The organism is Arthrobacter methylotrophus, assembly GCF_039539965.1.
Lineage (GTDB): Bacteria > Actinomycetota > Actinomycetes > Actinomycetales > Micrococcaceae > Arthrobacter > Arthrobacter methylotrophus.
Window position 1 is genome coordinate 1,599,282 of the sequence record NZ_BAABED010000001.1, and the last position, 13,101, is coordinate 1,612,382.

22 protein-coding genes are annotated in these 13,101 nt (G+C 65.1%); 4 read left to right on the forward strand and 18 right to left on the reverse strand.

Features of this window, described 5'->3' with window-relative positions; genetic code table 11:
• Positions 1-36: 36 nt before the first annotated feature.
• Positions 37-690 (reverse strand): nuclease-related domain-containing protein, encoded by a 654-nt coding sequence (locus ABD884_RS07780; RefSeq protein ID WP_345042226.1) that lies wholly within the window; start codon positions 688-690, stop codon positions 37-39.
• Entirely contained in the window at positions 690-845 is a 156-nt protein-coding gene (locus ABD884_RS07785; RefSeq protein ID WP_345042234.1) for a hypothetical protein, read from the reverse strand. Before ABD884_RS07785 ends, ABD884_RS07780 begins: the two co-directional genes overlap by 1 nt.
• Before the next feature lie 99 nt (positions 846-944).
• On the opposite strand from ABD884_RS07785, the gene ABD884_RS07790 reads away from it, so the two are divergent.
• Positions 945-1,283 (forward strand): hypothetical protein, encoded by a 339-nt coding sequence (locus ABD884_RS07790; RefSeq protein ID WP_345042239.1) that lies wholly within the window; start codon positions 945-947, stop codon positions 1,281-1,283.
• 12 nt (positions 1,284-1,295) lie between these two features.
• Here the strand turns inward: ABD884_RS07790 and ABD884_RS07795 are convergent, their stop codons facing one another.
• From ABD884_RS07795 to ABD884_RS07805, 3 genes are all read right to left on the reverse strand, one after another.
• Entirely contained in the window at positions 1,296-2,693 is a 1,398-nt protein-coding gene (locus ABD884_RS07795; RefSeq protein WP_345042254.1) for a hypothetical protein, read from the reverse strand.
• Positions 2,687-5,152: a type IV secretory system conjugative DNA transfer family protein gene (locus ABD884_RS07800; protein ID WP_345042262.1), complete on the reverse strand. Its 2,466-nt coding sequence runs from the start codon at positions 5,150-5,152 to the stop codon at positions 2,687-2,689. The genes ABD884_RS07795 and ABD884_RS07800 overlap by 7 nt, the downstream gene beginning before the upstream one ends.
• Positions 5,153-5,505: 353 nt before the next feature.
• Complete coding sequence (locus ABD884_RS07805; RefSeq protein ID WP_345042271.1) at positions 5,506-5,871, reverse strand: hypothetical protein; 366 nt, start codon at positions 5,869-5,871, stop codon at positions 5,506-5,508.
• A 20-nt stretch (positions 5,872-5,891) separates the two neighbouring features.
• On the opposite strand from ABD884_RS07805, the gene ABD884_RS07810 reads away from it, so the two are divergent.
• Positions 5,892-6,293 (forward strand): hypothetical protein, encoded by a 402-nt coding sequence (locus tag ABD884_RS07810; RefSeq protein ID WP_345042276.1) that lies wholly within the window; start codon positions 5,892-5,894, stop codon positions 6,291-6,293.
• Between the two features lie 12 nt (positions 6,294-6,305).
• Positions 6,306-6,530 carry a hypothetical protein gene (locus tag ABD884_RS07815; RefSeq protein ID WP_345042283.1) on the forward strand — a complete coding sequence of 75 codons (225 nt, stop codon included), beginning with the start codon at positions 6,306-6,308 and terminating at the stop codon, positions 6,528-6,530.
• 332 nt (positions 6,531-6,862) lie between these two features.
• Here ABD884_RS07815 and ABD884_RS07820 read toward each other — a convergent pair whose 3' ends face one another.
• The 11 genes from ABD884_RS07820 to ABD884_RS07870 form a co-directional block, all read right to left on the reverse strand.
• Positions 6,863-7,279 carry a hypothetical protein gene (locus ABD884_RS07820; protein ID WP_345042288.1) on the reverse strand — a complete coding sequence of 139 codons (417 nt, stop codon included), beginning with the start codon at positions 7,277-7,279 and terminating at the stop codon, positions 6,863-6,865.
• A 109-nt stretch (positions 7,280-7,388) separates the two neighbouring features.
• Positions 7,389-7,559, reverse strand: coding sequence for a hypothetical protein (locus ABD884_RS07825; protein WP_345042295.1), 171 nt, complete (start codon positions 7,557-7,559; stop codon positions 7,389-7,391).
• A gap of 79 nt (positions 7,560-7,638) precedes the next feature.
• Complete coding sequence (locus ABD884_RS07830) at positions 7,639-7,830, reverse strand: hypothetical protein (RefSeq protein ID WP_345042300.1); 192 nt, start codon at positions 7,828-7,830, stop codon at positions 7,639-7,641.
• 104 nt (positions 7,831-7,934) lie between these two features.
• Positions 7,935-8,126 carry a hypothetical protein gene (locus tag ABD884_RS07835; RefSeq protein ID WP_345042307.1) on the reverse strand — a complete coding sequence of 64 codons (192 nt, stop codon included), beginning with the start codon at positions 8,124-8,126 and terminating at the stop codon, positions 7,935-7,937.
• Between the two features lie 64 nt (positions 8,127-8,190).
• Positions 8,191-9,099, reverse strand: a complete 909-nt coding sequence (locus tag ABD884_RS07840) for a Clp protease N-terminal domain-containing protein (protein ID WP_345042325.1) — start codon at positions 9,097-9,099, stop codon at positions 8,191-8,193.
• Positions 9,092-9,589 carry a hypothetical protein gene (locus tag ABD884_RS07845; protein ID WP_345042331.1) on the reverse strand — a complete coding sequence of 166 codons (498 nt, stop codon included), beginning with the start codon at positions 9,587-9,589 and terminating at the stop codon, positions 9,092-9,094. The genes ABD884_RS07840 and ABD884_RS07845 overlap by 8 nt, the downstream gene beginning before the upstream one ends.
• Positions 9,590-9,659: 70 nt before the next feature.
• A complete protein-coding gene (locus tag ABD884_RS07850; RefSeq protein ID WP_345042348.1) occupies positions 9,660-10,484 on the reverse strand; it encodes a Clp protease N-terminal domain-containing protein in 825 nt (274 codons plus the stop codon).
• The gene (locus ABD884_RS07855) at positions 10,477-10,707 is read right to left on the reverse strand and encodes a hypothetical protein (RefSeq protein ID WP_345042355.1); all 231 of its coding nucleotides are present in this window, start codon (positions 10,705-10,707) and stop codon (positions 10,477-10,479) included. Before ABD884_RS07855 ends, ABD884_RS07850 begins: the two co-directional genes overlap by 8 nt.
• A gap of 18 nt (positions 10,708-10,725) precedes the next feature.
• The gene (locus tag ABD884_RS07860) at positions 10,726-11,256 is read right to left on the reverse strand and encodes a Clp protease N-terminal domain-containing protein (protein WP_345042373.1); all 531 of its coding nucleotides are present in this window, start codon (positions 11,254-11,256) and stop codon (positions 10,726-10,728) included.
• A 36-nt stretch (positions 11,257-11,292) separates the two neighbouring features.
• On the reverse strand, positions 11,293-11,706 hold the full coding sequence (locus ABD884_RS07865; protein WP_345042381.1) for a hypothetical protein: 414 nt from the start codon (positions 11,704-11,706) through the stop codon (positions 11,293-11,295).
• Between the two features lie 133 nt (positions 11,707-11,839).
• Complete coding sequence (locus ABD884_RS07870; RefSeq protein WP_345042396.1) at positions 11,840-12,082, reverse strand: hypothetical protein; 243 nt, start codon at positions 12,080-12,082, stop codon at positions 11,840-11,842.
• Positions 12,083-12,089: 7 nt separating this feature from the next.
• On the opposite strand from ABD884_RS07870, the gene ABD884_RS07875 reads away from it, so the two are divergent.
• Positions 12,090-12,278 carry a hypothetical protein gene (locus ABD884_RS07875; protein WP_345042401.1) on the forward strand — a complete coding sequence of 63 codons (189 nt, stop codon included), beginning with the start codon at positions 12,090-12,092 and terminating at the stop codon, positions 12,276-12,278.
• On the opposite strand, the gene ABD884_RS07880 is transcribed toward ABD884_RS07875, so the two are convergent.
• Complete coding sequence (locus ABD884_RS07880) at positions 12,271-12,600, reverse strand: hypothetical protein (RefSeq protein WP_345042405.1); 330 nt, start codon at positions 12,598-12,600, stop codon at positions 12,271-12,273. The two genes, ABD884_RS07875 and ABD884_RS07880, sit on opposite strands and share 8 nt — an antisense overlap.
• An 11-nt stretch (positions 12,601-12,611) precedes the next feature.
• Positions 12,612-13,097 (reverse strand): hypothetical protein, encoded by a 486-nt coding sequence (locus tag ABD884_RS07885; RefSeq protein ID WP_345042422.1) that lies wholly within the window; start codon positions 13,095-13,097, stop codon positions 12,612-12,614.
• Positions 13,098-13,101 lie beyond the last annotated feature (4 nt).

Sequence of the window (13,101 nt, forward strand, 5' to 3'; positions counted from 1 at the left end):
TCTGGGTTCTCTATGCGCCGACGGGTACGGCGGCTGTCAGACGAACGGGTCAGCGTCGGCGTACACGTCGAGCCGTGCCGGCCGGGGCGGAACACTGAGCCGATCGGCCGCGGGCTGCCGTGTTGCACGCGGCGCCTTCACGAGCAGCTCCTGGAGCCGGCGGACGATGGCCGGGTCGGCGGAGCCGCCGCGGACGAAGGACCTCATGAACGGAACGATGCGCAGCCCGTTGACCACTTCGGCGCCCGGGACGTTGAGCATCCAAGTGCTGAGTGGCTGCCCGTCGCGGGAGGACCAGACGACCAGGCGCGGGGTGAGGACCTTCGCGCCGGTGCCTTGCAGGAATGCGTTCATCGCGTTGGAGACGTACTCCTGGGACTTACCAATGTGCGGTGTCTTTTCCCAGCCGCGGCGGTAGCCGAGCATCGACCAGTAGAAGCCCGGCTTCCACATCTTCGAATCGATCAGCAGCACCGACTTGCCCGACACGACGGCGTGGTCGATGTTGGCTTTGAAGCCGGGGAGCGGGATCCGCAGGTCGTGCAGGACGGCAGCCTTTTTCGCGAAGCCGTTCAGCAACCCCTCAGTCTTCTGCTCGCCCTTGGCGCCGATCCTCGCGACGTTCTCGTTCACCGCCCAGGACGTGTCCTGCAGGCCGGTGGCGGCTCGGCCGTAGATGCCGTTGCTCATCAGGACCAGAAGAAACGGACGACGGTCCAGATGCCGAGAAGGACCACGATGGTGCCGAGGACCTTGGCCCCGGACCCGAACATCCAGTCCTCGATGTCTTTCTTGTCCTTGGCACTCTGATCCAGGACGCGTTCTTTCAGATTCTTTTCGCTCATACCCTGAAACATGCGTAGGCAATGAGGCCACGGGTGTCTGATCATTGACCTGACGTGACCCCTCGCGTACACCTTGAGAAGGCTAAAAAGGAGGACAGTATGGGACTGTTGGCAAAGGTCTACCGCAACGAGGCGCTGTGCTCTGTTCCTGCGGCCTTGAATCGGTGGTGTGAAGGATGGGGCGCGGATCCTGTGGAGGACTACACCATCACAAAAGAGTGGGCTGGTGGTGAGGACGGGGCTGATTACTACATCTTCGGAATCGAATTTGCGACCAGTGGTCACAGGTTCGAAGGTGAAGTGCACTACCGCGACGGGACGAGCACACTTCACTCATGGCCTGGCCATGATCCGGATGCGCTCAGCGACCCAGATGCCACGACTCAGCAGGTGCCGGTGGTGGTGGCGCCTGTCCCTGACCCTGGTGACCGACGCTAGTCCGCACCTGGATCACCATTCGATGCGCAGTCTGGCCGGAAGTTTCGCGTCGCCGCCGTTGCCGACCGCGCCGCCGAGTGGCCGGCCCTTGGTCAGGTGCGGTTTGGCCGGGGCCGGGTGCGGGACCTCGACGCCGGCCCGGTCCATCGGGGAGCCGATCATCGACGTGTGGTCACCTTTCCGCATCCAGTGCGGGGTGGCGGCGAGCAGCTTGGAGTTCTCCAGGACCGCGGTGGCGTCGAAGGTGTGCCACGGCGTGAAGGCGTAGTCGGTGAGGAGTCCACGGGTTGCCCAACGGTCCGGTCCGGTGGCGTCGTTGATGGCGAAGTCTGCTTCGAGGTTGAGGAAGGATTCGCTCATCAGGTGCCGGTCCGGGAACCATTCCTCCCAATGGGCGACACCGATCCGGGCGGCAGGGGAGTCCTGGCCGCGGCCGGGGAACTCGCGCAGGACCTGGGCCATCTTGCGGTAGATCTCGTGCCGCGGGTCTGTGCTCGTGTGCCGGGGTCGGTCCGGGTGCGGGGCGGCGATGAACACCACGGTCAGTCCCGAGGTCTCCAGCGGGCGCTCGGAAATGATCTGCGCCCAGCGCCGGACCTTGTTCTCGAACGCCGCCGATGCGGTCGCCGTCAGCTCGAACACGATGCGCATCCCGTCGGTGCGGATGATGGTCCCATCGGCCCGCCGGCTGTCGGCGCTGGCCAGCTTCTTGCCGAGTCCGGCGCCGGCGAGCAGGTCGAGGGAGGACAGCTTCTCGCCCAAGACGGCACCGACGGGCAGGTACTCCGCGGCGCGCAGCGCGAGCTCGGTGGAGAGGACGTTGTGCCGGTCGTACTGGCCGCCGGTGGACCATGGATGTCCTGCGGTAACGGTCAGCCATTCCGGGTTGGTTAGTGTCGGCTCGATGGCTTTGGTGAACGAATCCGAGTTGGAGGTCCGGAGAACAACGTTGCGGTTCATACCAGGGGTGGGCCGACTCTTGTTCGGGTAGGTGCCGATGTCGATGATGTCCAGGGCGAAGGACGCAGCGAGGCTCGAGTAGTTCGGGTCCAGGAAGTACCGGCACCCGGTGAACGCGGCCAGCTGCTCAGAGGAGACGGTCCTCCAGGAATCGAGCACCCCCCACGCGGCGAGCCGGTCGGTGCGTCCGCGGTTGGCGGTCAGGATCCGCATGGCCTCGCCGGGGTCAAGGTTGAGCTTGGCGTTGCCGGAGTTGATGCCTTCTGCCTTTTCGTAACGGGCGATGGCGCCGGTCATCCAGTTCGCCTGCGAACCCGGGGCCCACAACCGGTCCCAGTACGGGTCCCGGCGGCTGTGCATCGCCAGGTCATCGTCCGGGTTGGCCGAGGGCATCATCTCGGCGTGGATGCCGTCTTCAACGATGCGGCGGTCGGGGGCAACGGCTACCACGGGTATGCTCCTGCGGGTTCGTGGGTGTATCCCTGCGCGGTGGCGTAGGAGGACATGTCGGCTTCGAAGTTGGGCAGCTTGACGATGAACGCGGACTGCCGGCGCTGGTCCACTTCGGAGCGGACCACAACGTGGTATGGCTCGAGGTGTTGGATGTCTTCGGCGGTCCACTCGGCACTGGAGCCGACGTTCGCGGCGACCTCGGATGCGGTCAGCGGGTCCGTCTGGGCGAAAGAGATCAGCGTCGAGTAGGTGAGGATGTTGTTGCGCAAGGAAGGCGTGAGCTGCTCGGGCCGCTGCGTGGCGAGGATGGCCCGGATGCCGTAGGACCGGCCCTGGTCGCGGATCCACGCGATGATCTCCGGGGAGGTGCCGGCGAGGAGGGAGAGCTCGTCGGCGAAGATCGACACGGAGCGGCGGTCCTCCAGCCAGCCGGAGCAGGTGCGCTTGAGCGCGTTCTGCAGCGAGTACATCAGCAGCGAGGAGATCTGCTGGTTCTGTTCGTCATCAAGGAGGATGCCCGAGGGGGAGGACCCGGTGTTGATGACGACGGAGCGGTGGCCTTCCAGAATGTCAGCCCAGCTGACCTTCCTGCGCGACGGGGACCACCAGTCTTCCAGGATGAGCAGCTGTTCGAACTTGTTCCGGGGCGGTTCCAGGAACGGCCGGCGTGCGGATTCGGACCTGTCCTCGAAGAGGGAGGAGATGGCGATGTACGCGTGCTCCAGAACCTCGTCGGGCTCGCCGCGTTCGCGCAGTTTGATGCCGAGCGCCTTGATCCCGTTGGCGAGCTGTACAGCGATTTTGTCGGAGGTGCCGGCGAGCAGCTGGTACGCGTAGTAGAGCGGGGACATGCCGTGCTTGAGGATCCGGTCATCGCGGTCTTCGATGGAATCCAGGACGCGGGCGTCCACGGACAGGGCTGCGGTAAGGACCGAGACGATTGTCGGGAAGGACCGGACGCCGATCGCCTCGGCGCCGAAGGTGTACTTGAGCGCGTTGGTGAAGAAGACGGCCTTGGCCGCGTTGTCACCCGGGATGCCGAACAGATCGATCGCCGGGGTGCGGGCATCGGCGACGTCGATGGCGAGAACCTTGTCGCCCAGGGCGTGCGCCCATTGGATGTACTTGGCGACGCCGTCGCCCTTGGACTCGAACGCGATGAGCGTGTTGTCCGTGCCGGGGTAGCCGGGCTTGCCGGCCGGGTTGACCCTTTCGAGGCAGTGCCAGCCGAACAGGGACCGGACCAGTTGGCTTTTTCCGCTGCCGGGTTTTCCGACCACTGCCACTCCGAAGAGCATGGCGGCCGCGGACAGGTGGGGTGATCCGTCGTCGTTGCTGCCCAGCAGCGGGCCGATCTCCTGCAGCATCACCGGAGGCGTGGCGCGGGCCCGGGTCGCGGCAACACCGGAGACGGCGCCAGCGTGCGGGGAGACCATGCCGACGACCACATTGGGTCCGACCAGGAAGGTATCCGGCGCCAGGGGGTAGTCACCATCAGAGGCCGGCACGAACTTTTCGAACGGAACCTTCTCGCCGTTAATTGTCCGGCTGCCGCGGATGGTCTGCTCTTTCCTCGGCGGCCGGGGTTTCCCGCGGCGGGCCGCCGGCAGGGCAAACACCGGGGCGGCCAGGCGGTTGCGGAGCTTCGTTTCGGGGGAGGGGATGCGCCCGGTCAGGGAGGCCAGGCCGAGGACGGCGGCGACGCCGGAGAGCACGAACAGAAGCGGGGCCGCCATAGCCGGAATGTACTGGGCGTAAGCGGCGGGGATCATCGGCAGGCCGAACATGGTCGCCGCTGCGAGCAGCAGGCCGGCCGGAAGACCGAGCAGGAGACCGTGATGTTTCGGGGCGAACCGCACACCCGAGTCCAGGTCAAAACCGGGCAGGCCGGCGGTGACCTGGGAGAGCAGGGACGTCACTTCCTCCTTGGAGGAACCGCCCGCGGTGATGGAGACAGCGACCGCGGTCGGGGAGGTCGAGTGGTGCGTCGGAACCGCGGTGCCGAGACGGTTTCCCAGCCACGGCGTGTAGTGCTTCCGCTCCTTGTTGGAGGGCTTGCGCATCGTGACGGACACCCAGGAACCTTCCGGCATCGCGTTGGCCAGTAGCCGCGGAAGTTCGGTCGGGTCAATGCCGGCCTGGGTCTCTCGCAGCGCGGGGGAGGGCTTGTAGTTTAGCGTCCCGATGGCCGGGGTGTCGCCTAGATCCTCGGGCATCTGCGCTTCCTCGGCGCGTGCACCGACGGTGTGGGCCAGGTGCAGCGGGGCGTTCGTTCCGAGCGCGGCGGCCGGCAGGATCAGGTAACCGTTCAGCCCGGTCTTCTCGCGGCGGGTCAGGAGGGTCGCCTGGCCGTTGTTGGTCGCGGCGGACGCGAAGGTTCCGGCCCGCTGTGTGAAGGTTGTGGGGTTTGTGTCGATGCCGCCGGCTCGTGCCAGCCGGAAAATGCGTTGCTCCATACCCTGGAACATGCGTAGTTTCATGGGCGACGGCCCTACAGACCCGAATAGGCGGATTTAGGGCTTTTCACCGACTTTGACTCGCTGTAGAAATCCCCGAATCGCCCCGCGGGGCGGGAGGAACCGCGCGCCCGCTTCTGGCCTATAAAACTTGTGGTCGGCTGCGAACATGTCTGACCGTCATGCGCAAGCGTTTTGGTATCTTCGAGGCGGCCTCGTGGCTTTGCTGCTTGTACTTCTTCTGTGTGCGGCTGCTTCTCGGAAGTGACAGGCCTTTTCCGAATTTTCCCCAAAAACTTTTGGGGCCTCCCGTGTCGTCGTGTCCTCGCCAGTGTGTCGCCTGCGGCGGGCCTTTAACACGCCTGCGGCGGGCAGCGGGTGCCTGGTGGCTTTGGTTTGTTGGAAGCCGAATGTTTGTGGCGGGGTTTGGCCTGCGGCCGGCGGGTGGGTGTCTGGCACACATAGAGGGTGGGTGGAAGTTGTTGGCGTGGTGGGGGCTGCGCCCCGGTGGTGTGGGTGGCTGGGTTCCGGTGTTGGCTGACGGTGGGTGATGCCTGCGGCGCGGGGAATCGGACCGTCACGTTGTCCATGTTGGTGCACCGTAGCGGTGGACATATTGCTTCGCAATGGTTGATCCGCTGGACGATTTGTAACGCCGGTCCGCTTCTTCGCCGTGACAGCCGCTGGCGCGGGGCGCTGATGTCCACGACGTGCATCATGCCGTGAACAATTCGTCCACATGACGGGGCGCAGCCCTGAGATTCTCAGCGAGAAGCACGACGGAAACCCATCCGTTCACCGTCCGCCGCAGGCGCCATCACCGCCGGAACAAGACACCACGGATGGACCACCGTCCCGGGGCGAAGCCCCCGTGAAACACATCGTTGACCGCGCTGGAAGACGAATCGAAAAGCAAGGGGCGAAGCCCCTCGGGAAACATCACGACACCATACCGACAGGACCGACGCCGGCGAAGCATCTGCGCCGCAGGAGCAGGGGAAGTGGCGCAGCCACTGACAACGAACAACAATCCGTGAACCAGCACGCCAAACAATCCGGGCACCTGACCGCCCGCCGCAGGCGCCACCACGGTGAACCAACAAACCAAGGAGGGACCACCCGGCCCAGGGCGGAGCCCTGAGAAAACCATGAAGTGCAACGGAACGAGGAACAGGTGACGCAGGAACCAGTCCGGCGCAGCGAAACGGGGACGCGGCGGAGCGCAGCGACAACGAAGGCCCCGGGGAGCGGGGAATGGACAAGGCCCCGCCGCGCAGCGGCAGAACCCCAGAAAGAACAACGAGTCGGGAGACGAGGTGGACAACACGGGCCGTGCGCAGCACGGGCGCGGAGCGAAGCGAAGCACGAACAACAGTAAGAGACGAAAAGATCAGCCGCGGCGAAAAACGTGCCGCGGAGCTCACGGCCGCCAGGCCGGGGGCTCGGGCCGCCAGGCCCAGAAGAACACAAAGAAGAAACACAACGCGGAGAACACAACGATGGACTGGACGATGAACGAACCGGATCACGCCAAGGGCGAGGGGCGCAGCCCCGAGTCCTCTTAATATGCCTGTCCAGCCGCTGCCACCAAAACTTTTCACACCGGGTCCACGGCTATCGCCGGCCCATCACACCGCACCACCTGACGGCGACGCGGGCAGGGAAGCCGAGAGGGCTATCGCCTGGGCGGCTGGGGCGGTGCGGATTTGGTCAAAGGACCTTCACCGGGACGAGGTCATAGCTGTTGTCGCAGCCTCCGCGCGGCGGGGTGTGCTCGATGCCGTACAGATGATCCGAGATGGATCGGTCGGGCTTGGCGGCGACAACCCGGATCCGGAAGAGCGGCACGGCAGCGTTCTCGGGCTGGACGAACGGCGTCGCCTGCGGAACCATCCACCGTCCGTTGCTGTCTCGGACGACCTTCACCTGATCGCAGCGGTCGTTGACTCCGAAGCAGGCGGACACGCTCGTGCCGGCTGGGAGCCCGGAGAGGTCAAGCTCGACCGGGCCCAGGTTGACGAAGCCGACGGCGGGGCAGACCGCCGGGGTGCAGCCGGACGCAGAAAGAGCCACCACCAGCGCCGGAAGCATCGCCAGCATTAGTCCTCGAAGTCCCCTCGTCTTCATGGCGTCAGAGTAACGCCGTCGGAAAGAAAACAGCAGAGCCCCGGCCATGGGCGTGACCGGGGCTTTGTTTAGAAGTAGGGACGAGTGCGAGTTGGGCCTGGCGGAACGCTCAGACGCGGGGGGCGTCCTCCGCGGGGCTGGAGGTGTCGGGACATGGATCGGCAAGGGCTTCACGCCGGGTCGCGGACGTGCGCGCGAGAATCACGAACCTGATCAAGCGATAGGAGGCGACTCCAAGGAGAATCCCGACGAGAAAGTTGATGGCGAGGGTGATGGTCATGCCACTCATGTGTGCGGACCGAGATGCTTCCGTCCCCGGTGCCTTCCGGTCGGAGACTTCATGGCGGATGCCAGGCAGGTCAGCGGCCGGCGCGGTCCAGGGCTTCTTTGGCTTGGGCTATCGCCTGACGGGCCTGGCGCAGAGCTTCGGCCTGCTCGCGATTCGGACCGGCGCCGTCGCGCCAGTCGGAACGGAGTTCATCCTCGACGTCGCCGAGCATGGCGAACGCGTTAGAGCGCATTTCATCGAAGGTCGGAAGCGTAGAAGACATCAGGATCCTTTCATCGGTCACCGTACAGCGCCGGCTTTGGCCACCAGAGTACCGGCTCGGTGTCTTCCGTCGGGAGGTACGGGCTTTCGGCGACCTATCCTTACTCAGGGATGCTCGGCGGTTTCCCGTTCGTCGGCGGTGTCTCCTTCGAGGGGGCACTCGGCGTCGCCTCGACTGCCGGGGTTACTTGCCGTGTCCTTGTTGCGTCTGGCAATCAATGTGGTCCACGCCAGCAGCACCAACAGCATGCCGGCGGTGATGGGGAGGGCGATCACGGATGAGCCGATGTTTGTCATTGCATGCCTTCCGGGAAAGAGAATGGCGGGCTCCACGGCAGGCCGGGTGCGGAGTCGATTGTCGTCATGTCCTTGAGCTGCTTTCGGCAAGGTGAAGGGTCGGGGTTACAACGCGGGACATGATGCTGACGCCGGTGTACTCGACGGCGCGGCCCAGGATGCGGTCCCTGCCGCTGGAGTCTTTGCCGTACAGCTCCTGCACGTGCGGGACGAGAATGCGGATCTTCACGCTCACACCCTGGACGCGCGTGAAGTCCTCGGCAGCGGCGAAGGCATCAGCGTAGGAGGTGAACCGGGACCATGAATCGAAGCGGTTTCCTGGAAGTGGGATGCCGACGTCGAAGAACTCCCCGTCGCTGAGTTGCAACGGGAACGGGGCGATGTCCTGATTCGGATGGGCGGTCTGTGCGGTGGCAAGGTCCGGGTAGATCTTGCCACCGTTCTTGAAGACGGACTTGCCGACCGGCAAGTACACATCGCAGGTGCGTGCGGCGGTCGGGGACGGCACCGGGGTGGATTCGCGGATGGCGGCGTGGACCTTTGCGTCGGTGATGCCGAGCCGCGCCAGGACTCTCCCTGCAGTGGAGTCTTCGGCGCGGGTCAGTCCGGCGAGCAGGTGCTCGGGGCCGATGTGGTTGTCGCCGAGCATCATGGAGGCCCGCAGTGCGTACTCGAGGACCAGCTTCAAGTCCGGGGTGAATGGTACGTGGCCGGGGTTCGTGCCGGAGCCACGCTCCAGCTCGGGCATGGTCTGGTCGATGATGACCTCCGGGGTGGTGCCCAGGGCGGCGATCACCGCAGCTGCCTTCGGGGAGATGCCTTGCCAGTTCTTCCAGTGCGGTTTCGGAGCTGGGTGGCCGGCGACTGCGAGGAGCAAGTGGCCTGTGCTGATGTGGTCCAGGCCGCGGTAGTCGGCGATGTCCTTGGACATCATGATGGCAGCACGTGCGGCGCCGTCGAATTTCTCAAACACTGGTGGACTCCTTTACGGGTACGGCACTGCGGACCTTCGCGGGGAACAGGTCGTCACCGAGGTCGGCGGTGCGGACCGGGGCTTCCAGGAACCGGGTCCAGATGGTGCCGGCTTCGTCGGTGTCTTTGCGGAGCGAGTACCCGGCGCGGGTGAGGATGACGGTGCCGTCCGGGAGGGTGTCGGCTTCGTCGCTGTCCTGGACGGATCGGACCGGTACAGGTTCGCCCAAGGAGAGTTCGATGGCGGTTTCCGCTTCCGCGTCGCCGATGACCAGGTGGTGTCCGCCGACCGGGTAGGACCCGAAGCCTTCGACAACGGCGACGGTCCAGCCGCCGCCTTTGCGTTCCTCGAATGGAACAACGACGAGGCCGCTGGAGGGCAGCAGCAGCATGAGGCCGCGGGCTTCGTGCGAGTAGCGCTGCTTCGGGAGCAGGGCGCAGTAGTCGTTGGTGGAGATGCCGTTGGCGCGGGGATCAGGTGTGTGACTCATGTTCCCAATGTGTGCGGAACACAGCGACGCCCTCACCACAACGGCAAGGGCGTCGGATCTGTGAGTCGTGCTAGTCCAAGACGGTGATGCGGGATTCAAGCGAGACGGGTTCCCAGACGATGGTCTCTGCGAGGGTCACCTCGATGCCCTCTGCGGTCTCGGCGGTGACGGCTTTGACCAGCGGGGCGACGATGCAGACGTTGGCGCCGGCGGCGGCCGCTGCATTCCGCGCACGGTTGTAGTCCAGGTGTCGGCCGGCCTCGGTCACGGGAAGCCTGCCGCCGTTGACGGCGATGAAGTATTCGCCGCGTTCGAGTCCGAAGCGGATCTCGTGAACTTCCTGGTGGAAGGCGGTGGTCGCGTCGGCGACGGCTTCCTCCGCGGTTTCCCGGAGCGGGTTCGCGTCGTACTGTCCGTCTTTTGAGACGGCGGTGAAGCCGTGGAAGATTGTCCCGCCCGTGTAAGTCCTGGCGAAGTGGGCGCCGACGCGCCGGCGGACGTCAGAGGGTTCGACGCCGAGCGCAGCCAAGGCGCGGGAACCGACGCTTTTCTCCTCCGCGATGAGCGCCAGGACGAGGTGCTCAGGGCCAATGTAATCATGGCCGGCTTCCAACGAGACGCGCAGTGCGGACTGCAGGACTTCTTTGGCGCGGGGCGTGAACGGACTGTGCCCGGAGGGTGTGACCTGGCCGCGGCCGATGATCTCGACGATCCTGTCGGTGGCCGCCTCATAGGTGACCCCCAGCTCAGCGAGGGCCTTGCCGACGACGCCGCGGTCAAGAATCAGCGCCTGGAGCAGGTGCTCGGAGCCGATGTAGTTGTGGTTGAGCGCACGCGACTCGCGCTGGGCGAGGACGACAATGTTGCGGGCGGCCTCGGTGAAGCGTTCAAACATCTGCTTCCTCCTGAATCTGGTCTTCTGTGTGTTCGAGCCAGTCGCGGATGGCTTGCTCGGTGTGCCAGCCGCCGGTGTAGCTTTCGTCGTTGCCGCGCACGTAGTCGTAGAGCTTGGGGTAGCCGGCTGGGCCGTCGAACTCCACCAGATACAGGGTGGTGTTCCCACAGGATTTGTACGCGGAGCAGCACCAGCGCTTGATGGTTTTGGGAAGGTCAGCCATGCCGTTTTCCTTTCCGGGTCAGGCGGAGAGCACGAAGCGCGGCTCAGGTCCGGCCTCCGGCGCGTCCGGTGCGGTCATCAGCTCGGTGAGGCTCTGGTTGATCGCTTCCAGGGTCGCACCGCAGGCGGTGATGGACTCGTGGGCGACCGGCACTGTGGACGTGTCGCCCGCGAGCAGGGCGTGGAGGATGTGCCCGGGGTTGATGTAGTTCACTCCGTAGCCCAGGGCGCTGCGAAGAGCGTTCTGCAGGACGAGCCGGGACGCGGGCAGGAACGGGATGTGTCCGGGGACAGGGGCGAACCCTTCGCCGATGAGTTCGACGATGTGTCCGCGGGCTGCATCGCGTGTGACGTCGTGTCCCGTGAGGGCCTGGCCGGCCGGTCCCTTGTCGCCGGTGAGGGCGAGCAGCAGGTGCTCGGTGCCGACAAAGTCGTGATTGAGCATCCGTGCCTCTTCCTGGGCGAGGACGACGGTGCGGCGGGCTGAGTCAGTGAAGCGTTCAAACATGGCGGATCCTTCGGGCCGGAGGGTGTCTTCGTTGCCTGCCATGTGTGCGGCACCGACGGAAGCCCTGCCCGCGGCCGCTTACGCGGCGCGGGTCCCGGTGCGGAGCTCCAAATCAGCAGCTTCCAGTTTCACAACGGTGGCGATAAGGATCTCCATCGCCTCGGTGGCCCAGGCGGTGTGCGAGTCGAACCGGTCGTAGGCGCCGGCGACGTTGGCACGCAGGTCGCTTGCCCGCAGGACGAGCCCGTCCATGTCCTGGATCATCCGGGCGGACGCGACAAGGCCGCGGGGTTCAGGGGTGTCGATGAGGTCCTGCAGGTCGGTGGCCAGCTCGAAAACTTCGGTTGCCAGCCCGGTGTGACCGTCCGTTTCGGCGTCCTGACCCAGCCGGTCGTAGCTGACCTTGGCCGCGCCCAGGGCGACGGTGTCCGGGCGCAGCTCGAGGCGGCGGGAGATGGTTTCGGCGTTGACGGGTCGCAGGCGAGGTGGCATGTCGGGTCTCCGGATCAGGGGTGGAAGGGCGCTGTATATGTGCGTCCTTGCCCCTGATGTGTGCGGCGAGAACCACAGCGCTCACCCCTTTACGCGTTGACCGACATGAGTGGAGGCCCGGTACGCGGTGAGTTTATTTCGCTGCCTGACAGGCCACCTGGATGCGCTTGGCCGCTTCTGGATTATCTTTCGCATCCGGGCTCTTCGAAAAGAGGAGGTAGATGCTATTCATATCGGCCTTCACCGAATCGGGTGCTTTGTCGACGACGCCCTTCAGCTGGTCCTCGTACTTGTGGTGCAGATCCGGATCATTGGAAGAGTCGATCAGTAATTGCACCGCCACGTTATATTCAGAGCATGCCTGGGCTGTGGTCATGGTTGGTGTGCAACCCGTCAGACCCAACAAGGCAGCCACCGGTATGGCGATCGACAAGAGCTTCAACTGTCCCCCAGAATTTGATGATCTCTTTGAGCCGATCTTATGTGCCGCGTGCATCTTGACCCTGCATTGCGCTGCGTCTCACTGGACGGCTGCCATGAGCCCCGGAGCGCTTCAGGTGATCATCAGCTGACCGCGCCGAGGATCGTTGCGGCGCGGCGCAGCAGGTCGTTCGCGACATCTTCCAGAGCCTCGCTCATCGTCTCCTCCATGGGGGCGTCGACTCCGACGGACCACTCCGCGGCGGGGAGATCCAGCAGCACCGCCCAGGTGAAGTCGTCGGCGAGGACGCTGACCCGGGCGACGGAGTCCTTGGCGAGCGGGGTGTGGATCAGGACAGCCTGCAGGACGCTGGGCCGGCCGGGGCGCCGGTCAACCGGCACGAGCAAGTGCGCGGTCATAGTGAGCCGCCAGTCCAAGTGGTGCCGGCCAAACGACCTATCGACGATGTTCACGGAAGTTCCTTCTACTCGGAGATATTCGGGTCGGTGGCGGGACGGTTCAGGAACCGGACCCGGCGGGGCAGGGAGATGGTCCGCCATTGCGTGTTGTGGCCCGTGACGACCTCCGTTCCGTCGGCGGCCAGGGCCGTCACGATCCTGGGATCGGCCGGGGCGACGATGACGATGTCGGCGAGACTGCCTTGCTCCCCGCCGCCGATGGCTTTCCGGTAGGCGTCACGGTAGTTGAGGAAGTTCCCGCCGTCGCTGGCGCGATAGAAGCCGGAGACCTGGAAGTACTCGCCGTCGTTGAGGACGAGTTCGACATCGTTGATGCCGGTGCCTGGTCCGGCATCGGGGTGGACGGCGCCGTAGGCGTTGTTGAACGGCGCGAACTTGAGCTCGCGGTCAGGGCCGTAGGAGAAGAACATCTCAAGGGTGTTGACGTGACCGTAGAAGGTTTCCATGCCGGTCATGTGTGCGGACTCCGGGATCGGGGTCTTCACAGTCATCGCT